The following is a 22,074-nucleotide window of genomic DNA, read 5'->3' as shown; positions in this document are numbered from 1 at the left end:
CTGTAGAGGCCCACGCTGATCAGCAGGATGTCGACGAACATGCGCGCGTACGCCTGGGCGCGGAACCAGCGCCCGCTGCGCGCCGCCAGGTAGTACGGCCCGTTGAGGGCGAGGCCGAGCAGCGCCGGGAGGACGACGACGGCCGAGCTCTCGCCGGTGCTGCTGACGTGGAAGAGGAGTTGGAAGGCGAGGATGAAGAGGGCGAAGCCCATCCGGATCACCAGCTCCTGCCGGAGACGGTGGAGCCGGCGACGGTCCCGGACGGTGGCGTCGGTCTCGGGCTGCGACAGCCACGGCCGGGCAGGGCTTACCTCTCGGTGCGCGCTGCGCATCACCGGGATTCGGAGCAAGCCGGGTGCCACGGCTTCAGCGACGGAAAATCAGGGGGATAAGCCGAGGTGCCGACGCGACGCAGGGAAGAAAACGATCAGCGCCGGTGAGAAATAATCCGGAAACCTCCGAATAATCCGGAAACCTCCGTAAGATACCGTCGTGCCGCCGTCCGAGCGCCCCCATCGCGGATCGGTCCTCGAAGTGCTCGGCGTCGCCACGCGGCTCGGGCTCACCTCCTTCGGCGGTCCCGTCGCCCATCTCGGCTACTTCCGCGAGGAGTACGTGACGCGCCGACGCTGGCTGGACGAGCGGAGCTACGCCGACCTCGTCGCGCTCTGCCAGTTCCTTCCCGGGCCGGCGTCGAGCCAGGTCGGGATCGCGGTCGGCATGCTGCGCGCCGGCCTCCCGGGCGCCGTCGCCGCGTGGCTCGGGTTCACGCTGCCCTCCGCCGTCGCGCTCCTCCTCTTCGCGTACGGCGTGCGGGCGGCGGGCGTCGGCGACGCGGGCTGGCTGCACGGGCTCAAGGTGGTGGCGGTCGCGGTCGTCGCTCAAGCGGTGTGGGGCATGGCGCGGGCGCTCGCCCCCGACCGCCCGCGCGCGACGCTCGCCCTCCTGGCGGCGATCGTCGTGCTCCTGTCGCCCACCGCGGCCGTGCAGGTGCTGATCATCGCGGCGGCCGGGCTCATCGGCTGGCGTGCGCTCCCGAGCGCGGGCGTGCCGCGCGAGCTCGACCTGCGCGTCCCGGTCGGCCGGCGGCTCGCGGTCGCCGCGTGGGTCGTGTTCGGGGGGCTGCTCGTCGGGCTCCCGCTCGCGCGGCGCCTCGCGCCCGGCCCGGCGCTCGAGGTCTTCGACAGCTTCTTCCGCGTGGGCTCGCTCGTGTTCGGCGGCGGCCACGTGGTGCTCCCGCTGCTCCAGGCCGAGGTGGTCCCTCCGGGCTGGGTGTCGAACTCCGAGTTCGTCGCCGGCTACGGCGCGGCGCAGGCCGTGCCCGGCCCGCTCTTCACGTTCGCCGCCTACCTCGGCGCCGTGCGCGCGGCGCCGCCGAACGGCGTCGCGGGCGCGGCGTGGGCGCTCGTCGCGATCTTCCTGCCGGCGTTCCTCCTCGTCGTGGGCGCCCTGCCGTTCTGGAACGCGCTCCGGCGGCGCGCCGGCTTCCAGGGGGCGCTCGCGGGGATCAACGCCGCGGTCGTGGGTCTCCTGCTCGCGGCGCTCTACCGGCCGGTGTGGACGAGCGCAATCGCGGGGCCCGCCGACGTCGCGCTGGCGCTCGCGGCGTTCGGGCTCCTCGCGTTCTGGAAGTGGCCGCCGTGGCTCGTCGTCCTCTTCGCCGCGGCGGCCGGTGCGGCGCTCGCCGCACTCTCGCCGCGCGTGGTGTAGCCTGGGGCGGGCGAGATGAACCGGATCCCGGTGTCGCGCCTCATCCGGGTGTTCACGTGGACGGGGCTCACGAGCCTCGGCGGCGGGCGGAGCGCCTATTTCCACGACGCGGTGGTGATGCGCCGCCGCTGGCTCAGGCACGAGGAGTTCCTGCAGGACCTCACGCTGAGCCAGCTCCTGCCGGGCCCGAACTTCGCCAACCTCGCGGTGGCGCTCGGCTGCCGGCTCGCCGGCTGGGCGGGCGGCGCGGGGGCGCTCCTCGCGATCGTCGCGCCCGGCGCGGTCATCCTCTTCGCCCTCACCATCCTCTACTTCCGTGGTGGCTTCGCGCCCGCGACGACGCACGTCATGCACGGCATGGCGGCGACCGTCGTCGGCCTCGTCCTCGTGGCGACGGCGCGGCTCGTGCGCGCGTCGATCCGCGGCCGCGCGGGAGTCGCCGTGGCGGCGGTCACCTTCCTCCTCGTGGGCCCGTTCCACGTCTTCACGCCCCTCGCCCTCGCGCTCGTGCTGCCGGTCTCGCTCTGGTGGCACCGCCCGCGGCGCGCCTGATGCGCGGCCTCGCGACGCTCGCCTGGACCTTCCTCTGGCTCAGCGTCCTCTGCGTCGGCGGCGGCCTCGGGGTGGTGCCCGAGCTGCAGCGCCAGGTCGTGACGCGGCACGAGTGGGTGACGGCGCGCGAGTTCGTGGACGGCTACACGCTGTCCCAGCTCACGCCCGGCCCCACGATGCTCGTCGTCGTGTTCGTCGGCTACCGCGCGTACGGCGTGCCGGGGGCGTGCGTCGCGGGGCTCGCGATGTTCCTGCCGACGTCGTCGCTCACCGCGTTCATCGCGCGGCGGTGGGAGCGCCTGCGCACGCACCCGTGGGCGCTCGCCGCCGAGCAGGGGCTCGCGCCCGTGGGCCTCGGCCTCATGGCCGCCGGCGTCTACACGCTGGCGCGCGGCGGCGTGCACGACGCGGCGACCGCCGCGCTGGCGGCCGTCGCGACGCTCGCCCTTACGGCCGAGCGGGTTCCGCCGCCGGCGGTCGTGCTCGCGGGCGGCGTTGCCGGCTGGCTCCTGGGCCTGTAGCATGCTCGGTCACGGAGGGATGGCGATGACGCGGCGTCGGCTCCTGGTCACGGCCCTCGGCGTGGTGCTCGCGGCCGGGCTCACCGCCGGGCGGGCGCCCGCCCAGGCCCCCGCGCCGGCGCCGAAGGACGCCAAGGGCGCGCCCGCCGTCAGGCCCCCGGCGACGCTCCCGCCCCTGCCCGAAGGCCTGACCCCGGAGGAGCGGCGCAACATCGAGGTCTTCCGCCGCGCCTCGAGCTCCGTCGTCTTCATCACGAAGAGCGCCGTCCGGCGCGACCTCTTCACGATGGACGTCCAGCAGATCCCAAAGGGCACGGGCAGCGGCTTCGTCTGGGACCGTCAGGGCCACGTCGTGACCAACTTCCACGTGATCCAGGACGGCAACGCGTTCTCGGTGACGCTCGCCGACCAGTCGGAATGGGACGCGACGATCGTGGGTGTCGCGCCCGAGAAGGATCTGGCGGTCCTCAACATCAAAGCGCCCGCCGACAAGCTCGTGCCGCTCACGCTCGGGACCTCGCGGAGCCTCCTCGTGGGCCAGCGCGTGCTCGCCGTGGGGAACCCGTTCGGGCTCGACCACTCGCTCACGGTCGGCGTGGTCAGCGCGCTCGGCCGTGAGCTCCGCTCGCCCACCGGCCGGCGCATCCGCGACGTCATCCAGACCGACGCGGCGATCAACCCCGGCAACTCGGGGGGGCCGCTCCTCGACTCGAGCGGCCGGCTCGTCGGCGTGAATACCGCGCTGTTCAGCCCGAGCGGCACCTCGGTCGGCATCGGCTTCGCCGTGCCCGTGGACGCGGTCACCCGTCTGGTACCGCAGCTCATCGCGCGCGGCCGCGCGGTCCAGCCGGGCATCGGCGTGATGCTGGTGCCCGGCCACCTGGTCGAGCGGCTCGGGATCGAGGGCGTTGTGATCGCCGAGGTCACGCCGGACGGGCCGGCCGGCCGCGCCGGGCTCGAGGGTCTCGAGCCCACGAACCGGGGGTACGTCGTGCGCGACCGGATCGTCGCGGTGGACGGCAAGCCCGTGAAGACCGAGGATGACCTGCGCGACGCCATCGAGGCCGTCGGCGTCGGCAAGACGGTCACGCTCACCGTCGCGCGCGGCAATGCGCGGCGCGAGGTGCGCGTGCCGCTCGTCCAGATCGAGTAGCCGGCGCGCCGGCTACGCGACGTCCACCCAGCCGCCGCGCGCGAGCGAGGCGAGGACGGCGTCGAGCACCGCCTGCGCGGCGAGGCCGTCGGCGAGCGAGGGCGACGCCGGCGCGCCCGACCCGATCGCGCGGAGGAGCTCCCCGACGAGCGGCGCGATCGTGACCTTCCCGATGACCTCCATCGGATCGCCCTCGCCGGCCCCGGCCGGCGCCGCCACGCGCGGCGCCACCGGCTCGAAGCTCTTCCCGCTCGCCGCGACGCCGAGCTCGCCCTCGTACCAGCGCGGCCTCTCGCGCGTGAGCCGATAGCGCACGCCGCCGCGCGTCCCGTACGCCTCGAGCGTGTGCTCGTTCGCGCCGTGGGCGGCGCGGCTCGCGGTGAGCGTGACCTGCGCGCCCGAGACGAGCTCGGCCAGCACCGTGCAGTAATCCTCGGCGTCGGGCGGCCGGCCGACGCCTGGCGCCGAGCGCGACGGGTAGGCGATGCCGGCATGGGCTGTGACGCGCCGGAACTCGCCGAAGCTCCAGCGCACGAGATCGATCATGTGCACGCCCATGTCGCCCATCGCGCCGTGGCCCGCCTGCGCGCGGTCCATCCGCCACGTGGCCGCCGCGCCCTCGTCGGCCCAGCGCGCGCCGAGCCAGCGGAGCGCCAGGTGGAGCGGCCGGCCGAGCGCGCCCTCGCGCACGCGCGAGTGGAGCTCCTGCATCGCGGGCGTGAAGCGCCAGTTGAAGCCCGTCATCGCCACGCGCCGCGCGCGCCCCGCCGCGTCGACCATGGCGCGCGCCTCGGTGGCGGTCATCGCGAGCGGCTTCTCGCACACGACGTGAGCGCCGCGGGCGAAGGCGGCGAGCGCGATCGCGTGGTGCAGGTGGGGCGGCGTCGCGATCACGACGATCTCTGGCGCGGCGCGCTCGAGCATGTCCTCCCAGCGCTCGAACACGCCGGGCACGCCGTAGCGCTCGGCGACGGCCTTGGCGGCCGCCTGGTCGCGCTGGCAGACGGCGACGACGCGGCAGCCGGCCGCCTGGAACGCTGGAATGTGGGCGCGGCCGTAGCCGAGCCCGATGACGCCGACGGTGGGCGCGGGAGGGCGGCTCATGGTGTGTGATACTACCTCACCGTCGGAGGAGGCGACCGCATGTCGGCGAGCGTCGCGCGCGCCGTGCCCACCGTCCAGATCGACGACGCGAGCGTCCGCGTCACCGAGTGGCGCTTCGCGCCCGGCGCCGCCACCGGCTGGCACCGGCACGAGTACGCGTACGTGGTCGTGCCGCTCACGACGGGCCGGCTCGAGATCACCGCGCGCGAGGGCGCGAGCGTGGCGGAGCTCCGCGCCGGCCGCGCGTACGCCCGGGCCGCCGGCGTCGAGCACGACGTCCGGAACGCGAACGCCTTCGAGTTCGTCTTCGTCGAGATCGAGCTGAAGCGCGCCTGAGCCCGGTCAGCGCGGCACGCGGCCGTTCACGAGCGCCCCCCAGGTCGCCACGACGAAGGGCACGAGGTAGGTCAGGGGCACCTTCCAGGCGAGCGCCGGCGGCCATGCGCCGTGCAGCAGGAGGTCGCCCTGGTTGATCGCCAGGAGGAGCGTGCCCACGATCGCCGCGATCCCGAGCGAGCGCCGGAGCATCGGAGGGTGGCGGAGCGCGCAGCGCGCGCACATGACGGCCGCGCCGCCGGGGGCCTGGAACTGGAAGGCGCTCCGCCCCGCGAGCGGCGCGCCGCACGCGGCGCACGACGTCTCGGCGGCCACGGCCGACGATTATGCCCTACAATTGACGGGTGGGCTCCCAGGACACCTTCCGGAAGCTCGCGGCGAACATCGAGACCGTCATGAAGGGGCAGGCGGCCGCGATCCGCCGGCTCCTCGCCGCGTTCGCGAGCGGCGGCCACGTGCTCCTCGAGGACTACCCGGGCACCGGCAAGACGACGCTCGCCAAGGCCCTGGCGCGCTCGATCGGCGCCGAGTTCAAGCGGATCCAGTTCACGCCCGATCTCCTGCCCTCGGACATCCTCGGCGTGTCCGTGTACGATCAGCGCGATCAGGTCTTCCGCTTCCACGAGGGCCCGGTCTTCACGAACATCCTGCTGGCCGACGAGATCAACCGCGCCTCGCCGCGCACCCAGTCGGCGCTCCTGGAGGCGATGGGCGAGGGGCAGGTGTCGATCGAGGGCCGGTCGTATCCGCTCGCGGAGCTTTTCTTCGTCATCGCCACGCAGAACCCGGTCGAGTTCCGGGGCACGTACCCGCTGCCCGAGGCGCAGATGGACCGCTTCGCGCTGGAGTTCGCGCTCGGGTACGTGGCGCCCGAGGAGGAGGTGGCGATCGTCGCCGCGCAGGAACAGCGCCACCCGATCGACGCGCTCGGGCCCGTCGTCTCGATGGCGGACGTGCTGGAGCTCCGGCGCCGCGTCAGGGAGGTGCGCGCGAGCGACGAGCTCAAGCGCTACGCCGTGGACATCGTGCGCGGGACGCGCGCGGCGCCGGGCGTCCAGCTCGGCGCGAGCCCGCGCGCCTCGCTCGCGCTCATCAAGGCGGCCCAGGCGCTGGCGCTCCTCGACGGCGGCGCGTTCGTCCTGCCCGAGCACGTCCAGGAGCTCGCGGTGCCGGTCGTCGCCCACCGGCTCGTCGTGGACCCGCAGGCGCGCTTCTCCGGCGTGACCGTGCAGGGGCTCGTGGAGGAGATCGTGAAGAAGGTGCCCGTGCCGGCTTGAAGCGCTTCACGTATCGCCTGTTCCGCTCGACGGCGTCGCTGCAGTATCGCCTCGAGCGCCGCCTCACGGGCGCGGGCAAGCTCGCGCTCGGCGCGCTGGGCGCCGCCGGGCTCATGGGCTTCGACACCAACCGCACCCTGGCCTACCAGGTCTTCACCTTCGTCCTCGCGCTGCTCGTTCTCGCCTTCGCCTGGCGCTTCGGTTTCCGGCCGCGCCTCTCCGCGCGGCGCGTGCTTCCGCGGTTCGTGACCGCGGGCGAGCCCGCCGCATACCGCGTGGTGCTCGCGAACGGCGGGGGACGGCCCGAGCGGGGCCTCGTGCTCCTCGAGGACACGGCCGACCCGCGGCCCTCGTTCGAGGAGTTCGTGACCGCGCGCGAGCCCGGCGAGGAGCGACGCAACTGGTTCGACCGGAAGGTCGGCTATCCGCGCTGGGACTGGCTCGTCCGGCGGAACCAGCTCGCCCGCATCGACGCGCGGCCCCTGCCGCCGCTGCCGCCCGGCGACGCGGGCGAGGTGAGGATCGAGTTCACCGCGCGGCGGCGCGGGCGGCTCGAGTTCACCGGCCTGACCCTCGCGCGGCCGGATCCGTTCGGGCTCGTGAACGCCCTCCGGACGCTGCCGCTGCCGCAGTCGCTGCTGGTCCTGCCGAAGCGCTACGCGCTGCCGGACCTGGCGCTGCCCGGGACTCGCAAGTACCAGCCCGGCGGCGTCGCGCTCGCCCAGTCCGTCGGCGACTCCGAGGAGTTCATGGCCCTGCGCGACTACCGGCCGGGCGACCCGCTCCGGCGCGTCCACTGGAAGAGCCTCGCGCGCCTCGGCAAGCCCGTCGTGCGCGAGTACCAGGACGAGTTCTTCGTGCGGCACGCCCTCGTGCTGGACACGTTCGGCGCCGAGGACGGGAGCGAGCGCTTCGAGGACGCGGTGTCGCTCGCGGCGTCCCTCGTCTGCGCGCTCCAGACGGGAGAGTCGCTGCTCGACCTGCTCTTCGTCGGGGCCGAGACCTACTGCTTCACGGCGGGACGCGGCCTCGGCCACACCGACCGGATGCTCGAGGTCCTGGCGGGCGTCCGCGTCTGCCGCGACCGGCCGTTCCGCGCGCTCCACCACGCCGTGCTCGAGCGCCACGACGCGCTGAGCGCGTGCGTGGCGGTGCTCCTTGACTGGGACGAATCGCGCAGGCAGTTCGTCCACCAGCTGCGCGCGCTCGGCACGCCGGTGCGCGCGTTCGTCGTCGTCGAGCCCGGCGCGCCGGCGCTCGAGGCGCCGGGCGAGGTCCACCGGCTCGAGGCCGGCCGCCTCGCCGAGGGGCTCGCCCGATTGTGAGCACGCCCCCGCTCCTCGTCGGCGCCGCCGTGCTCTTCTGGGGCTGGGAGACCGGGCTCCTCCTGCCCGCGCTGTTCGTCGCGACGGTCCTCGAGGCGTCGCGCGTGCTCCGGTGGCGGCTCGACCTCGCGGGGTCGGACTTCAACCGCGTCTCCGACCTGTGCGCGCTCCTGCTCGCGGGCAACGCCGTGTACCTCTTCGGGGCCTCGGGCGTGCTCCGCGCCGTCGGGGGGCCGCGCGCGGTCACGCTGCTCTTCGAGCGGATGCCGCTCCTCGTCGCGCTGCTGGTCGTCTGCCAGGCGTACTCGACCGCGGGCCGCGTGCCGGCCAGCGCGTTCTTCTGGGCGCTCCGCCGCAAGGCCGCGCGCACCGGGACGGCGCCGGGCGCGCTCGACCTCGCCTATCCGTACGTCGTGCTCTGCGTGCTCTCGGCGAGCGCGGCCAACGCGCGGACGCCCGTCTTCTACACGGCGCTCTGCGCGCTCGCGGCGTGGGCGCTCTGGGTCGAGCGCTCGCGGCGCTTCCACCCCGCCGTGTGGGCGGCGCTCCTCGCCGCGGTGATGGCGCTCGGCTGGGGCGGGCAGGCGGCACTCCACGGGGCGCAGGAGAAGCTCGAGCAGGCCGCGTTCGACTACATCTTCAACCTCGTCAGGCGGCGCGACGCCGATCCCTTCCGGAGCACGACCGCCCTCGGCCGGCTCGGCGAGCTGAAGCTCTCCGACCGGATCCTCCTGCGCGTCGAGCCGGGCCCGGGCGTGCGGATGCCGCTCCTCCTGCGCGAGGCGAGCTACAACGTCTTCAACTCGCCGGTATGGTTCGCGACGGGCGCGGCGTTCGCGCCCGTCCAGGCCGAGGCGGACGGCGAGACGTGGAAGTTCGGCGGCGCGCCCGGCCCGGCGGCGGGCGTCGGCGTCGCCGCCTACCTGCCGCGCGGCCGGGGCGTGTTGGCGCTCCCGAACGGCGCGTTCGAGGTCGGGAGGCTCGCCGCCGTCGGCGTCAGCCGGAACCCGCTCGGCGCGGTCCGCGTCGAGGAGGGGCTCGGGCTCGTGCACTACCTCGCGCGCTTCGGCGGGGCGAGCGTCCTCGACGGCCCCCCGGGCGCGGCGGAGACGGCCGTCCCGCGGCATCAGGCGAAGGTCCTCGCCGGCATCGCCGCGGGGCTCGACCTGGTGTCGAAGACGCCGGCCGAGCGCCTGACCGCCGTCGCCCGGTTCTTCGGCGCGAACTTCCGCTACTCGACCTACCAGCGCGGCCGGCCCGCCGGCGTCGCCCCGCTCGACGACTTCCTGCTCCGCACGCGCGCCGGCCACTGCGAGTACTTCGCGACCGCCACCGTGCTGCTCCTGCGCGCGGCGGGCGTGCCGACGCGCTACGCGACCGGCTATTCGGTGCAGGAGTGGAGCGGGCTCGAGCGGACCTGGGTCGTGCGCGCGCGGCACGCGCACTCGTGGACGCTCGCGTGGGTGGACGGCGCCTGGCGCGACCTCGACACGACCCCACCCGTATGGGTGATCGAGGAAGCCGGCTCACCCGTGCTCGAGTCGGCGACCGACCTCTGGGCGCTGGCGGAATACCTGTTCGCGCGCTGGCGCTACGGCGAGAGCGAGGGCGGCATCGCCGGCTGGCTCGGCTGGCTCCTCGTGCCGCTGGCCCTCCTGCTCGCGTGGCGGCTCTGGCGGCGGCGGCGCGTCGGCGGACGGACCGCGGCGGCCCCGGCGCCGCCGCGGGCGCCGCGGCCCGGGGAGGACTCGGAGTTTTACCTGATCGAGCGCGAGCTCGCGCGCGGCGGCCTCGGGCGGCGGCCGTCCGAGCCCGCCTCGGCGTGGCTCCGGCGCCTGCGCGAAGCCGACGCGCCCGTGCCCGACGCGCCGGCGCTGCCCGGGATCCTCGCGCTCCACTACCGGTACCGCTTCGACCCCGCCGGCCTCGGCGCGGGTGAGCGCGCGGCGCTCCGTGCGGGCGTCGAGGCGTGGCTCGCCGCGCGCGCCGCCGAGGCGTCGCGCGGGAACGCGCGCGATTGAATTGCGCGTGGCGTTGCCGTACCGTTAAGGTCCGCGATGGTCGCCTTCGACCAGCAATTCCGCGCGACCCGGATCATCGCGATCGCGATGATCCTCTCACTCCTGATCTACGCGGGACTCGTCGAGCTGATCAAGCGGCAGTCCGCGCCGTTCCGGGGGTTCGTCCAGGTCCCGTGGTGGGAGATGCTGCGCTGGATCTTTCTCGCCCTGGCGCTCGCCGACGCCGGGCTGATCCGCGTCCTGCGCGGCGCGCTCCTGGCGCCGCGGTCGGGCGGCCCCGGGCCCGGCGAGCGGCTCCAGACCGCGTCGATCGTGACCTTCGCGCTCTGCGAGTCGGTCGGCGTGTTCGGCCTGGTGCTCTTCCTCGTCTCCGGTAGCTCCGCCGACTTTTACCTGTTCCTCGCCTTCGCACTCGGCCTCTTCGCCTTCCACTTCCCCCGCCGTGACCGGTGGGAGGAGTGGGCGGGGCAGACGCCGCCCCGGGCATAGGGCCGCGAGTCGCCCGTGCCCTTCGTGAGCGACTCCTACCAGAGCGTGAAGCTCGAGCTGCGCCGGGTGAACCACCGCGAGGTGGGCGTCTTCGCGCGGCGCGCGATCCGCAAGGGCGAGCTGCTCATCGTGTCGGGCGGTCGCGTGCTGCCCTATCACCGGGTCAAGGCGCTCCCGCGGTCGTTCCAGCGATTCTGCTTCCACCTCGAGCACGGGTTCTACCTGGCGCCGCCGCGGGGGCGGAAGATCGCGCTGGGCTACTGGGTCAATCACTCGTGCGCGCCCAACGCCGGCGATGGCCGCGGCTGGTACGCGCTCTCGTTGATGGCCCTGCGCCGGATCCGGAAGGGCGAGGAGGTCACGTGCGACTACCGGACGGTCATCGGGCACGGCGACCCGCGCTACCGACCCATCGTGCGCTTTCGCTGCCGCTGCGGCTCGCGCCGGTGCGCGGGCCTGATCCGGATCTGACCGAGAGGAGGCCCCGGGCCCGCCGCCCGAGCGCCGCGTCCTACTGGAACTCGAGCGTCGCGGCCCGGAGGCCGCAGAGGAGCTTGCCCGCCGTCTCGAGACAGCGGTCGTTGGCGGGCGGCATGACCGGCCCGGCGAGGGCGTCGCGGTGCCAGCGCTCGAGCGGCAGCTCCTTCAGGATGCCCCGCCCGCCGGCCAGGCGGATCGCCTTCTCGGTCGCCAGCAGGCCGACGTCGGCGCAGTAGGTCTTCGCCTGGTTGACGGCGAGCATCGTCGCTTCCTTGTCGCCGGTCATCCGCACGCGCGCGGCGTCGTGCAGGAGCAGGCGCGCGGCGCGGATCGCGGTGCCGGTCTCGGCGACGGTGCGCTGGACGAGCGGGTGGTGCGCCAGCGGCTCGGTCGAGGGCTTGAGCGTCCGCGTCTTCGCGTACTCCACCATGAACTCGAACGCCGCCTCGCCGATGCCCAGGTAGACGCCCGCGTAGCCGAGCGCGAAGCCCGAGAGGTCGATGCCGAGGAGCGAGCCGGGTGTGCCGATGACGCTCTCGGCGCCCACCGTGGAGTCGTAGCGGATCGTGTGGCTGATCGTGCCCCGCATGCCCGTGGCGTTCCAGAGGCCCTCGATCTTCACACCCGCGGCGTCGCGCGGGATCAGCGCCGAGATCACGCCGTCCTTCGCCGTCGTCGCGCCCTCGACGATCCCGGTGACGAAGTAGTAGTCGGCCGCGTCGCCCAGCGAGCAGAACTGCTTGACGCCGGCGACGTGGTAGCCGCCCGGAACCTTGCGGAAGACGGTGTTGAAGACGAACTTGTCGCGGAAGCTCTGCTCGGGCTCGCTCGTGATCGAGGCGATGAGCCGGCCGCGCTCGACGACCTCGGCGAAGTACCGCCGCTTCTGGGCCTCCGTGCCGAGCGCCGCGACGAACGTCGTGACCGTCGAGTGCATGTTGAAGGTGAGGCCCGTGGCCGAGCAGCCCTTCGCGATCTCGCGGAGCGCGTGCGCGTACGCGATCGGGTCGGCGCCGACGCCCCCGTACTCCTTGGGCACGGTGAGCGCGAGGAGCCCCGCCGCCCGGAGGTCGGCGAAGTTCTCGTAGGGGAACGACGCCTCGGCGTCGTACGTCGCCGCGCGCGGCGCGAACCGCTCGCGCGCGAGCGCGGCCGCGCGGTCGATGATCGAGCGCTGCTCGTCGGTCAGCGGCGGGAGCGGGAACACGCGTGGTCTCCCGGCGCGCAGGCGCTACGCGCCCTGCGGTCCCCCGCTGATGCGGAACATGCCCTCCTGGATGCCGAGCGCGCTCTTGCCGATCGCCTCGAGCATCCGGTCCACCGTGGGCGGCATGAGCGTCGCCGTGCGGACGTCGCGGAAGGCGCGCTCGGCGGGGAACTCCCGGTAGGCGCCGCGGCCGCCGACCACCTGGACGACGCGCGAGGTGACCTCGAGCGCGACCTCCGTCGCGACGAACTTGGCGCGGTTGGCGAGCAGCCCGCGCTCGACCATGTCGGCCTCGCCCCAGCGCGCGGCCGAGTCCTCCAGCACGAGGCGCGCGGCGTGCAGGCGCGCGTCGAGCTCGCCGACGTGGCGCTGGACGGTCGGGTCCTGCGCGACCGCGGCGTTGTCGGGCCGCACGACACGCTTCTTCGCGTAGTCCACGGCGAACGCGAGCGCGGCCTCGGCGACACCGATGTAGATCGCGGCGTAGCCGAGCCCGAAGACCTCGACGACGCCGACCTGGATGGCCGAGCCCGGCCGGCCGAGCGTCGCGTCCTCGGGAACGCGCGCTTTCGTGAAGGTCACCGACGGGCTGAAGGTCGCGCGCATCCCGAGCGTGTCCCAGCGGCCGTCGCTCGCGAGGCCCGGCGTCTCGGCGGGGACCAGCGCCTGGAGCACCGCCTTGCCCATGTCGGCCTCGCCGTCGAGCGCGCACCAGACCATGTAGTACGCCGCGCCGTGCGCCATCGTACAGAAGTGCTTCACGCCGTCGATCTGCCAGCCGTCGCCGTCCACGCGCCGGATCGCGGTCTCCATGAGGAACGTCCGCGAGAGGCTCACCGCGGGCTCGCTGCCCCAGCTCCCGAAGAGCTTGCCGAAGCGGACCACCTCGTCGAACCAGCGCCGCTTCTGCGCCTCGGTCCCGAGCGCGTCGATGAACCGCATGACGGTCGAGTGCATGTGGAGCGTCATCGCCGTGTTCGCGCAGCCCTGGGCGAGCGTGCGGATGGCGGCGGCGTAGGTCGGCATGTCCAGCCCGAGGCCGCCGTACGCGCGCGGGATCGCGGCCGCGAGAAAGCCCTCGCTCCAGAGGTCGCGCCAGCTCTCGAGCGGGTTCTGCGCCTCGACGTCGTACCGCGCCGCGCGCGGCGCGATGCGCTCGCGCGTGAGCCGGGCGACCCGCTCGACGACGAGCCGCTGCTCGGGCGTGAGCGCCACGGCTAGCTCATCTTCACGGCCGCGCCGCCGCGCTTGCTGCTGTCGCACCGGCAGGTGCCGGCCGCGTGGAGCTCGATCATGTTGCCGGCCGGGTCGTGCATGAAGATCTGCAGGGACTGCGGGCCGACGACGCCCTCGGTCACCCAGTACTCCACGCGGAGGCGGTCGAGCTCGCGGCGCGCCTCCTGGATGTCGGGCACGGCGAGCGCGACGTGCGGCAGCGAGGGATCCTTGCCCGGGCCCTTGGCGAACTTCGACTGGCCGTTCACGCCCATCAGGTGGATCTGCGCCTTGCCGCCGACGTCCATCCAGTAGCCCGGGATCGTCGGGATGACCGGCCGCCCGGGATCGGGAGACAGCCCGAGGACGTCGCGGTAGAACGCGAGCGCCTTGTCGGCCTCGGCCTCGGTCGAGCCGACGCGGATGCCGTGGTGGTGGAGCTCGAGCACTTTCAGCGCCATGGCGTCCTCCTTGGTGGCGCCGATCATAGGAGCCGTCCCGGCGGGTGTCAATCGCACGCCGGCCCGCGCCGTGGTAGAGTCCGCGCCAGGCGTCACGGCGGGGAGGGAAGACGGATGGCGGTGAAGGCGCTGCTCCACTACGCGCTCGAGGTGCCCGACCAGGGGGCGGGGGAGAAGTTCTACACGGCCTTCGGGCTGGTGAACGCGTCGGGCCGTGGCGACGCGGTCCGGCTGCGCCCGGCGCCGCTCCGCCGCGAGTCGGTGCTCCTCTACGGCGGGCCGAAGAAGCGCCTGCACCATCTCGCGTTCGGCGCGCCCGGCGACGAATACGAGGCGACGCGCGAATCGGTGAAGCGGGCCGGCGTGAGCGAGGTGGACCCGCCGCGCGGCGCGCCGGACGGTGGCTTCTGGCTGCGCGATCCCGACGGGAACCTCGTCACCGTGAAGAACGAGGGCCGCGTGCTGCCGCCCGCCGACCCGCCGCTCGAGCTCAACAGCCCCGGCCACGTCGCGCGCGAGGCCCGGCGCGGCTGTCCCGAGGCGGGGCGGGGCGCCGCGCCGCGCCGGCTGGGCCACGTGCTGCTCTTCTCGGGCGATCTCGACCGCCAGCTCGACTTCTACACGCGCGTCCTCGGGATGAAGCTCTCGGACCGCTCCCAGACGATCATCGCGTTCCTGCGCTGCACGACCGACCACCACAACCTGGCGCTCCTCGCCTCGACGGGGCCCGGGTTCCACCACGGCTCGTTCGAGGTGGGCGGCGTGGACGAGATCGCGCTCGGCGCCCAGCGCATGCTCGACGCCGGCCGGCCGCCGGGCTGGGGGCTCGGCCGCCACGTCATCGGCTCGAACTTCTTCTACTACGTGCGGGATCCGTGGGGGAGCTTCGCCGAGTACTTCCACGACCTCGACTACATCCCCGAGCAGTGCGCGTGGGAGCCGCGCGACTTCCCCGCGGAGGACGCGCTCTACCGCTGGGGCCCCCCGGTGCCCGACGACTTCGGCCTGAACCGGGAGCTGGAGACCTGACCATGAAATTCCCGCTCGACTCCGCCTCGCCCGACACGCTCGGTCTCGATGGGAGGCAGCTCGACCGCCTGCACGAGCTCGTCACGCGCCACGTCGCCGACGGGCGCTACCCGGCGGCCCAACTGGCCCTCGCGCGGCACGGCAAGCTCGCGTTCGTCTGGACGCTCGGCGACGCGCGGCTCGACCCGGAGCGCGTGGCCGCGCGCGACGACACGCTCTGGCTCCTCTACTCGAACACGAAGGTGCTGACGGCGTGCGCCGTCTGGATCCTCGCCGAGCGGGGCGCGCTCGCGTTCACCGACAAGGTCGCCGACCACCTGCCGGGCTTCGAGGCCAACGGCAAGGGCGAGATCACGCTGATCCAGCTCCTCACGCACCAGGCCGGCTTCCCGAACGCCGACGTGCCGAAGGCGGCGTGGGAGGACCACGACCTCCTGCGCCGGACGGTGTGCGGCTTCACGCTCGAGTGGACGCCCGGCTCGCGCGTCCACTACCACGGCCGCGCCGCCCACTGGACGGCCGCGGCGCTCATCGAGGCGATGACGAAGACCGACTATCGCCTCTTCATCCGCGATCAGGTGCTGGGGCCGCTCGGCCTCGGCGGCGAGCTCTACGTCGGGCTCCCCGACCGGGAGCACGGCCGCGCCGCCGACATGCACGAGCCCGCGCCGGACGGCCGGCGCCAGGTCAAGCGCGCCGACGAGAACAACGCCGAGTTCCGCCGCGCCGGCACGCCGGGCGGCGGCGGCTACGGCACCGCGCGGGCGCTGGCGGCTTTCTACCAGATGCTGGTCCACGGCGGAACGCTCGGCGGCGTGCGCCTCCTGTCGCCGCGGACGGTGGCCTACGTGACGCGCAACTTCACCGGCGACCGCGTGGACGGCTACATGGGCATGCCGATGCACCGCGGCCTCGGCCCGCACACGCGCGGCACGACGGACACGATCCGGGGCCTCGGCTCGCTCGCGGCGCCGCGCGTCTTCGGCCACGGCGGTGTCGGGTCCTCGTACTGCTGGGGCGATCCCGACTCGGGCGTGTCGTTCGCGTACCTCACGAACAGCCGCCTGCCCGACCCCTGGCACGCGCAGCGGCTCGAGCTCGTCTCGAACCTCGTCCACACGGCGATCGGCTAGCGCCGGGCCGCCGATGAGCCGGCCGGCCGTGCTCGTGACGGGGATGAGCGGGCTCATCGGCGGCGCGCTGCGCCGGCACCTCGCCGACCGGTTCGAGCTGCGCGCGCTCAACCGCCGCGCCGTCGAGGGCGTCCCGTGCCATCGGGCCGACATCGCCGACCTCGACGCGATCCAGCCGGCGTTCAAGGGCGTGGACGCGGTCGTGCACTTGGCGGCGAGCGTGGGCTCGAGCGCGCCCTTCGACGAGATCCTCCGCGCCAACGTCGTCGGCACCTACAACGTCTTCGAGGCCGCCCGCCGGGCGGGCGTCCGCCGCGTCGTCTACGCCTCGAGCGGGGCGACGGTGAGCGCGTACGAGCGCGACCCGCCGTACAGCGCGCTCGCGGCGGGCCGCTACGACGAGGCGGGGGCGTGGACGATCCTGACGCACGAGACGCCCGTGCGCCCGGCCGGCCTCTACGGCGTGAGCAAGGTGTGGGGCGAGACCCTCGGCCGGCACTACGCCGACGCCCACGGGCTCTCGGTCCTCTGCGTGCGCATCGGGCACGTCACCGCGGAGGACCGGCCGCGCGCGCCGCGCGACTTCTCGGTCTGGTGCAGCCAGCGCGACATCGTGCGGATGCTCGAGGCGTGCCTGCGGGCGCCGGACACGCTGCGCTTCGACGTCTTCTTCGCCGTGTCGAACAACACGTGGAGCTACCGCGACCTCGACCACGCGCGGCGGGTGCTCGGCTTCGAGCCCCTCGACGCCGCGGAGGCCTGGCGCTAGCGCCGCGGGCTACACCCCCAGGTAGTACTTCTTGACGAGCTCGTTCTCGCGGAGCTCCGCGGTGCTGTGCCCCTCGAACTCGATCCGTCCGTGGACGATGATGTAGCCGCGATCGGCGATCTTCGTGGCCTGGTTGAAGTTCTGCTCCGCCATGAGCACCGTGAGGTGGTAGCGGTCCTTCAGCTCCTTGATCTTGCCGATGACGCGGCTGACGAGCACCGGGGCCAGGCCGACCGACGGCTCGTCGACGAGCAGGACGGCGGGCGCCGCCATCAGGGCGCGGCCGATCGCGAGCATCTGCTGCTCGCCGCCGCTCATGCTGCCCGCGAGCTGCTTGCGCCGGCTCTGGAGGATCGGGAACGTCTCGAAGCAGAACGCGAGGTTGCGGTCGATGTGCCGGCGGGCCGCCGGCCGGTACGCACCGATCAACAGATTCTCCTCGACCGTGAGCTTCGGGAAGAGCCGCCGTCCCTCGGGCACGAGCGCGACGCCGAGGTTGACGATCTCCTCGGGTGACCGGCCCACGAGGTCGATGCGCCGCCCGTCCGTCTCCAAGAAGATCTCGCCGGCGTCCGGCCGCACGATGCCCAGCACGCACTTGATGAGCGTGCTCTTGCCGTTGCCGTTCGTGCCGAGCAGCACGACGGTCTCGGCGTCGTTCACCTCGATGGAGACGCCGTGGAGCACGCGCACCGCGCCGTAGCCGGCCTGGACGTCGCGGACGACGAGCCTATTGCCCAAGGTACGCCCGCTCGACCGCCTCGTTCGCGAGGATCGCCTCGGGCCCGCCCTCGGCGATCTTCTCGCCGGCGTCGAGCACCGCGATGCGCTCGGAAAAGCGCATGACGGCGCGCATGATGTGCTCGATCATGATGATCGTGATGCCGCGCGCGTTGAGCCGGAAGAGGATGTCGAGGATGTCGTCCACCTCCGCGCTCGACAGCCCGGCCATCGCCTCGTCGGCGACGAGCAGCTTCGGCTTCGCCGCCATCGCGCGCCCGAGCTCGAGCTTGCGCATCTCGATCTGGGTCAGCGTCGCGGCGGCCGCGTGCGCCTTCGCCTCGAGCCCCATCATGCGGAGGATCTCCTGCGCCTGCTCCACCGCGTCCGCGCCGCGCGCGCGCGCGGCGTACTCGAGGGGAATGGTCAGGTTGTCGAGGACCGACATGCTCGCGAACGGCTTCGGGATCTGAAAGCTCCGGGCGATGCCGAGGCGCGTCCGCCGATGGGCGGGGACGGCGGTGATGTCGTGTCCCTGGAAGACGATCGTCCCCTCGTCGTTCCTGAGCGTTCCCGAGATGCAGTTGATGAGCGTCGTCTTCCCCGACCCGTTCGGGCCGATGAGCCCGAAGCGCTCGCCCTTCCGCACGCGCAGGCTGACGGAGGAGAGCGCCTGGAAGCCGCCGAAGCGCTTCGTGACGTTCTCGACCTCGAGGAAGCCGTCGGCCGTCACGCGCGCGCGCCGCCCTTGAGCCGCTGGACGAGACCGAGGATCCCCTCCGGGGCGAGGATCACGAACGCGACGAGGATGATCCCGACGATCAGCAGATTGAGTGCGGAGGAGATCGTCACCGTTGCCACCTGCTGCGCGGTCCCGAGCAGGATCGCCCCGATGACGGGCCCGACCCACGTCGTCGTGCCGCCGATCATCGGCATCGCGAGGCTGTTGACGGCGTAGTCGAGGTTGAAGGCCGAGCCCGGCTCCACGAACGTGACGTAGTAGGGGAACGGCGCGCCCGCGATGCCCATCAGGCTGCCGCTCACCGTCGTGGCGATGAGCTTCAGCCGGAGCGTCGGCACGCCCATGCACTCGGCCGCCTCCTCGTTGTCGCGGATGGCGGCGAGCCCGCGGCCGATCCGGGACGTCTCGATCCACCAGGCGACCGCGATCGCGAGGACGGCGAGGAGCAGCATCACCGCGAAGAGGAACTCGACGTAGCTCCCGAAGAACGGGACGCGGGCCGGGCGCGCGACGGAGATCCCCCGCGCGCCGCCGACGTAGTCCCAGTTGACGGCCATGGTCTGGAGCACGACCGCCAGCGCGAGCGTCGCGATGGAGAAGAAGACGCCGCGCAGCCGGAGCGTGAGGTAGCCGATCCCGAGGCCCAGCAGCCCGGCGACGGCCGCGCCGGCCGCCAGCAGGACGGGGAGGGGCGCCGCGAAGCCCTTGATGAGGGCGACGGACGTGTAGGCGCCGAGCGCGAAGAAGGCGGGCGTGCCGAAGTTCACATACCCGGTGTAGCCGCCGAGGATGTTCCACGCGGTCGCGAGCACGACGTACTGGAGGATCACGTAGGCGGCGAAGTAGTAGTACTGGTTCGCGCCGAGGCGCATGAAGGAGACCCCCGCGACGACGATGCCGGTCACGACGAGGCCGAACGTCCGCCCGCGCACCGGCTACCTCCCGAACAATCCCGCCGGCCGGACCGCCAGCACGAGCAGCAGCAGGCCGAACGAGACCGCGACCGACCACGACGGGCCGAAGAACGTGGACGTCAGGCTCTCGGCGACGCCGAGGATCACCGCCGCCACGAGGGTCCCGCCGACGCTGCCCATGCCGCCGAGGACCGCGACGGCGAACACGCGCCCGATGTACTCGCGGTTCATCGAGGGCTCGACGGGCCCGATCATGATGAGCAGCGCGCCGGCGAGGCTCGCCGTGGCGATCGCCAGCCCGAAGGCGACCCGCTTGACCTTCACGGGATCGGCGCCGACCAGCCGGAGCGCGAGGCTGTCCTGCGAGACGGCCTGGATCGCGCGCCCCACGAAGGTCTTCCCCAGGTACAGGTAGAGCGCGAGCGTGAGCAACACGGCGACGACGCCCGGCACGAGGAGGCGGAACGCGATGCCGACCGGTCCGATCTGCAGGCTCTCGCCGATGTACGCCGCCTCGACGAGCCGATAGTCCACGCCGTACTTCAGCGTCAGACCGACCTCGACGATGAAGAGCACGCCGAAGAAGAAGACGAGGCCGCGCAGCGACTCCTGTCCCTTCTTCTCGAAGCTCACGTAGTAGACGCGGTAGACGACCACGCCGATCCCGTAGAAGACGGGGGTGAAGACGACGCCCGCGACGATGGGGTCGAGGCCGAACGCGGTGTTCGTGACGTACGCCGCGTACGCGCCGAGCATGACGAAGACCGGATGCGCGATGTTGACGATGTCGAGCAGCCCGAAGGCGATGGACACGCCGAGGCTGACCGCCGCGTAGAAGCCGCCGAGGAGGATCCCGGCGACGACGGCGTTCGCGAGCAGGTCGAGGCTCAGCACGGGCAGCCGGGCCGGCGGCGCGCGCCCGCGGCCCGTGCATCCGCGGGCGCGCGCTCGTCCGGCGGGCGACTCACGACGCGCCTACTGGATCTTCGCCTTCGCGTACGGATAGATCAGGTTGCCGGACTTGTACTTCTCCGGGTACAGCACCGGGCGCTTGCCGGGCTGCTTGAACTGCTCGATGTCGGTCGTCTCGATGCCCTGGAACTGGATCTGGAGCACGCGGGGCTGCAGCCACTCGCCGTTCGCGCCGAACCTCACCTTGCCGACGATCGTGTCGAACTCCGTCTTGTGGATGTAGTCCGCGACCTTCTGCTGGTCGAGGCTCTTCGTCCCCTCGATCGCCTGGGCGAGCACCTGCAGGTACGCGTACGCCCACGGCGGCAGGTAGTATCCGAGCGGGTCGACCCCTGCGCTCGCTGCCTTCGCCTGGTAGCGCTGCAAGAACTCCTCGATCCCCGGGAACCTGAGCGTCGGCTCCGGGACCCAGAAGTCGTAGTTGACGATGCCGTTCAGCTTCGGGCCGAGCTTCGTCAGGAGCGCGGCGAACTGGAGGCCGACCATGCCGGCGCCGAACATCTTCGGCCGGAGCCCGACCTCGTGCGCCGCGAGGACCATCCCGGCGCTGTCCGGGGGATAGGAGTAGACGGCCACGATGTCCGGGTCGAGCGCCTTGATGGACCGGACGATCGGCGTGAAGTCGACGGTGGTCGGCGGGTACGTGCTGTCGTAGACGAGCTTGAACCCGAGCCGCTTGATGTTCTCCCGGGCCCCGGCCATCGCGTTGTGCGGGTACTCGGCGTCGGCGCCGACGATCGCCACGGTCTGGGGCCTCGGCGTCTGCTTGATCGCCAGCTCGTAGAACGTCGCGGTCCAGTCGAGCGCCGGTCGCGGCCCGGCCGGCATGATCTGGAAGTAGCCCGGGTAGTTGAGCTTCTCGTTGTTCGCGAGCCCGAAGAGCGCCGGGAAGACGAGCTTGCGCTCCATCACGATCGGCATCGCGGGCGCGATGAGGTTCGTGCCGTAGCCGGACACGACGAAGTTCACCTTGTCGACGTCGAGCAGCTTCGTGTAGATGCCCGGCACGGTCGCGCCCTTCGTCTGGTCGTCGTAGTACACGAGCTCGACCGGCCGGCCGAGGATCCCGCCCTTCTTGTTGACGTCCTCGGCCCAGAGCTGCATTCCGATCAGCGCCGCCTTGCCGTTCGCGGCGAGCCCGCCGGTGAGCGCCATGCCGAAGCCGATCTTGATGGGCTCGGCGCCCTGGGCCACCGCCCCCCAGCCCGCCGAGAGCACCAAGGTCACGCTCAGAGCCCCCACGACCGCGCACGATGTCCAGCGCCTGCGATGTCGCATCCTCGGTCCCCTTTCCATCCGCCCGGTCCCCGACCGTCCGATCGTCGACGACGCGAACGATCCGCGTCCTCGAGCCCGTTGCGCGCGCGCCCGCTCTTCTGGAATTGAGTGGCGCAAATATAGGGGGCGTCCACATCCGTGTCAATGCCGGCGTGCCGATCTGCTAGACTCCCGCGCGTGCCGCACGTCGGCTCGCGGGCGAAGCGCCCCGACGATCCGCGGATCCTGACGGGGCGCGGGCGCTACGTGGACGACGTGGTCCTCCCCCGCATGGTCCACGTCGCCTTCGTCCGGAGCCCCCACGCCCACGCGCGCGTCACGCGCGTCGAGGTCGGCCGCGCGCGCCGGGCGCCGGGCGTGGCCGGTGTGCTCACCGGCGCCGACGCGCGACGGCTCTGCAAGCCCTGGCGGGGCGTGCTCCTCCACTACACGGGGATGAAGACCGGCGCGATGCTCCCGCTCGCCGTCGAGCGCGTGCGCTGGGTCGGCGAGCCCGTCGTCGCGGTCGCGGCGGAGTCGCGCGCCGCCGCGGACGACGCCGCGGCGCTGGTCCGCGTCGAGTACGCCCCGCTCCCCGCCGTCCTCGATCCCGAGGCGGCGCTGGCGCCGGGCGCGCCCCTGATCCACGGAGAGCTCGGCGACAACGTGCTCTACGAGACGCGGCTC

The 22,074-nt window shown here is 73.0% G+C and carries 25 protein-coding genes; 14 read left to right on the top strand and 11 right to left on the bottom strand.

Translation table 11 applies throughout. The features are described from left to right. The coding region (locus VKG64_18115; GenBank protein ID HKB26955.1) for a hypothetical protein at positions 1-221 on the bottom strand (221 nt) is incomplete at its 3' end. 271 nt (positions 222-492) lie between these two features. On the opposite strand from VKG64_18115, the gene chrA reads away from it, so the two are divergent. Genes chrA through VKG64_18095 form a run of 4 tightly spaced genes read left to right on the top strand, consistent with a single transcriptional unit; the run spans position 493 to position 3,936 of the window. After that, positions 493-1,710: a chromate efflux transporter gene (chrA, locus tag VKG64_18110; protein ID HKB26954.1), complete on the top strand. Its 1,218-nt coding sequence runs from the start codon at positions 493-495 to the stop codon at positions 1,708-1,710. A 15-nt stretch (positions 1,711-1,725) separates the two neighbouring features. Next, complete coding sequence (locus VKG64_18105) at positions 1,726-2,262, top strand: chromate transporter (protein ID HKB26953.1); 537 nt, start codon at positions 1,726-1,728, stop codon at positions 2,260-2,262. Next, positions 2,238-2,783, top strand: coding sequence for a chromate transporter (locus VKG64_18100; GenBank protein ID HKB26952.1), 546 nt, complete (start codon positions 2,238-2,240; stop codon positions 2,781-2,783). The genes VKG64_18105 and VKG64_18100 overlap by 25 nt, the downstream gene beginning before the upstream one ends. A 25-nt stretch (positions 2,784-2,808) precedes the next feature. Next, positions 2,809-3,936, top strand: a complete 1,128-nt coding sequence (locus VKG64_18095; protein HKB26951.1) for a trypsin-like peptidase domain-containing protein — start codon at positions 2,809-2,811, stop codon at positions 3,934-3,936. Positions 3,937-3,948: 12 nt separating this feature from the next. Here VKG64_18095 and VKG64_18090 read toward each other — a convergent pair whose 3' ends face one another. After that, positions 3,949-5,040 carry a Gfo/Idh/MocA family oxidoreductase gene (locus VKG64_18090; GenBank protein ID HKB26950.1) on the bottom strand — a complete coding sequence of 364 codons (1,092 nt, stop codon included), beginning with the start codon at positions 5,038-5,040 and terminating at the stop codon, positions 3,949-3,951. A gap of 39 nt (positions 5,041-5,079) precedes the next feature. Between VKG64_18090 and VKG64_18085 the strand changes: the two genes are divergently transcribed. Next, positions 5,080-5,376 carry a cupin domain-containing protein gene (locus VKG64_18085; protein ID HKB26949.1) on the top strand — a complete coding sequence of 99 codons (297 nt, stop codon included), beginning with the start codon at positions 5,080-5,082 and terminating at the stop codon, positions 5,374-5,376. Between the two features lie 6 nt (positions 5,377-5,382). On the opposite strand, the gene nrtS is transcribed toward VKG64_18085, so the two are convergent. After that, positions 5,383-5,691, bottom strand: a complete 309-nt coding sequence (nrtS, locus tag VKG64_18080; protein HKB26948.1) for a nitrate/nitrite transporter NrtS — start codon at positions 5,689-5,691, stop codon at positions 5,383-5,385. Positions 5,692-5,771: 80 nt separating this feature from the next. Between nrtS and VKG64_18075 the strand changes: the two genes are divergently transcribed. The 5 genes from VKG64_18075 to VKG64_18055 are packed head-to-tail and all read left to right on the top strand — an operon-like array spanning position 5,772 to position 10,959. Then, positions 5,772-6,653 (top strand): MoxR family ATPase, encoded by an 882-nt coding sequence (locus VKG64_18075; GenBank protein HKB26947.1) that lies wholly within the window; start codon positions 5,772-5,774, stop codon positions 6,651-6,653. Beyond that, positions 6,650-7,978 carry a DUF58 domain-containing protein gene (locus VKG64_18070; GenBank protein HKB26946.1) on the top strand — a complete coding sequence of 443 codons (1,329 nt, stop codon included), beginning with the start codon at positions 6,650-6,652 and terminating at the stop codon, positions 7,976-7,978. The genes VKG64_18075 and VKG64_18070 overlap by 4 nt, the downstream gene beginning before the upstream one ends. Then, positions 7,975-9,999 carry a transglutaminase domain-containing protein gene (locus VKG64_18065; GenBank protein HKB26945.1) on the top strand — a complete coding sequence of 675 codons (2,025 nt, stop codon included), beginning with the start codon at positions 7,975-7,977 and terminating at the stop codon, positions 9,997-9,999. The genes VKG64_18070 and VKG64_18065 overlap by 4 nt, the downstream gene beginning before the upstream one ends. A 36-nt stretch (positions 10,000-10,035) precedes the next feature. Continuing rightward, the gene (locus VKG64_18060; protein HKB26944.1) at positions 10,036-10,488 is read left to right on the top strand and encodes a hypothetical protein; all 453 of its coding nucleotides are present in this window, start codon (positions 10,036-10,038) and stop codon (positions 10,486-10,488) included. A gap of 15 nt (positions 10,489-10,503) precedes the next feature. Next, positions 10,504-10,959 carry an SET domain-containing protein-lysine N-methyltransferase gene (locus VKG64_18055; protein HKB26943.1) on the top strand — a complete coding sequence of 152 codons (456 nt, stop codon included), beginning with the start codon at positions 10,504-10,506 and terminating at the stop codon, positions 10,957-10,959. Between the two features lie 40 nt (positions 10,960-10,999). Here VKG64_18055 and VKG64_18050 read toward each other — a convergent pair whose 3' ends face one another. From VKG64_18050 to VKG64_18040, 3 genes are read right to left on the bottom strand one after another with little or no spacing between them, the layout of a single operon-like run. Continuing rightward, entirely contained in the window at positions 11,000-12,175 is a 1,176-nt protein-coding gene (locus VKG64_18050; protein HKB26942.1) for an acyl-CoA dehydrogenase family protein, read from the bottom strand. Between the two features lie 24 nt (positions 12,176-12,199). Beyond that, positions 12,200-13,390, bottom strand: coding sequence for an acyl-CoA dehydrogenase family protein (locus VKG64_18045; protein ID HKB26941.1), 1,191 nt, complete (start codon positions 13,388-13,390; stop codon positions 12,200-12,202). A 2-nt stretch (positions 13,391-13,392) separates the two neighbouring features. Then, positions 13,393-13,851 (bottom strand): VOC family protein, encoded by a 459-nt coding sequence (locus VKG64_18040; GenBank protein ID HKB26940.1) that lies wholly within the window; start codon positions 13,849-13,851, stop codon positions 13,393-13,395. A gap of 114 nt (positions 13,852-13,965) precedes the next feature. Here VKG64_18040 and VKG64_18035 point away from each other — a divergent pair, with 114 nt between their 5' ends. The 3 genes from VKG64_18035 to VKG64_18025 are packed head-to-tail and all read left to right on the top strand — an operon-like array spanning position 13,966 to position 16,782. Continuing rightward, positions 13,966-14,880: a VOC family protein gene (locus tag VKG64_18035; GenBank protein ID HKB26939.1), complete on the top strand. Its 915-nt coding sequence runs from the start codon at positions 13,966-13,968 to the stop codon at positions 14,878-14,880. Positions 14,881-14,882: 2 nt separating this feature from the next. Then, the gene (locus VKG64_18030; GenBank protein ID HKB26938.1) at positions 14,883-16,013 is read left to right on the top strand and encodes a serine hydrolase domain-containing protein; all 1,131 of its coding nucleotides are present in this window, start codon (positions 14,883-14,885) and stop codon (positions 16,011-16,013) included. 13 nt (positions 16,014-16,026) lie between these two features. Beyond that, positions 16,027-16,782 (top strand): NAD(P)-dependent oxidoreductase, encoded by a 756-nt coding sequence (locus VKG64_18025; protein HKB26937.1) that lies wholly within the window; start codon positions 16,027-16,029, stop codon positions 16,780-16,782. Positions 16,783-16,791: 9 nt separating this feature from the next. Here the strand turns inward: VKG64_18025 and VKG64_18020 are convergent, their stop codons facing one another. From VKG64_18020 to VKG64_18000, 5 genes are all read right to left on the bottom strand, one after another. After that, positions 16,792-17,523: an ABC transporter ATP-binding protein gene (locus VKG64_18020; GenBank protein HKB26936.1), complete on the bottom strand. Its 732-nt coding sequence runs from the start codon at positions 17,521-17,523 to the stop codon at positions 16,792-16,794. Then, positions 17,513-18,235, bottom strand: coding sequence for an ABC transporter ATP-binding protein (locus tag VKG64_18015; GenBank protein ID HKB26935.1), 723 nt, complete (start codon positions 18,233-18,235; stop codon positions 17,513-17,515). The genes VKG64_18020 and VKG64_18015 overlap by 11 nt, the downstream gene beginning before the upstream one ends. Next, positions 18,232-19,176: a branched-chain amino acid ABC transporter permease gene (locus VKG64_18010; GenBank protein ID HKB26934.1), complete on the bottom strand. Its 945-nt coding sequence runs from the start codon at positions 19,174-19,176 to the stop codon at positions 18,232-18,234. The genes VKG64_18015 and VKG64_18010 overlap by 4 nt, the downstream gene beginning before the upstream one ends. Positions 19,177-19,179: 3 nt before the next feature. Continuing rightward, positions 19,180-20,052: a branched-chain amino acid ABC transporter permease gene (locus tag VKG64_18005; GenBank protein HKB26933.1), complete on the bottom strand. Its 873-nt coding sequence runs from the start codon at positions 20,050-20,052 to the stop codon at positions 19,180-19,182. Positions 20,053-20,133: 81 nt separating this feature from the next. Continuing rightward, positions 20,134-21,357, bottom strand: coding sequence for an amino acid ABC transporter substrate-binding protein (locus VKG64_18000; protein HKB26932.1), 1,224 nt, complete (start codon positions 21,355-21,357; stop codon positions 20,134-20,136). A gap of 228 nt (positions 21,358-21,585) precedes the next feature. Between VKG64_18000 and VKG64_17995 the strand changes: the two genes are divergently transcribed. After that, a partial coding sequence (locus VKG64_17995) for a xanthine dehydrogenase family protein molybdopterin-binding subunit (GenBank protein ID HKB26931.1) occupies positions 21,586-22,074 on the top strand: 489 nt, incomplete at its 3' end.

This window comes from Candidatus Methylomirabilota bacterium (assembly GCA_035260325.1).
Taxonomy (GTDB): Bacteria; Methylomirabilota; Methylomirabilia; order Rokubacteriales; family CSP1-6; genus AR19.
This window is presented reverse-complemented; position numbering and strand designations above follow the sequence as displayed.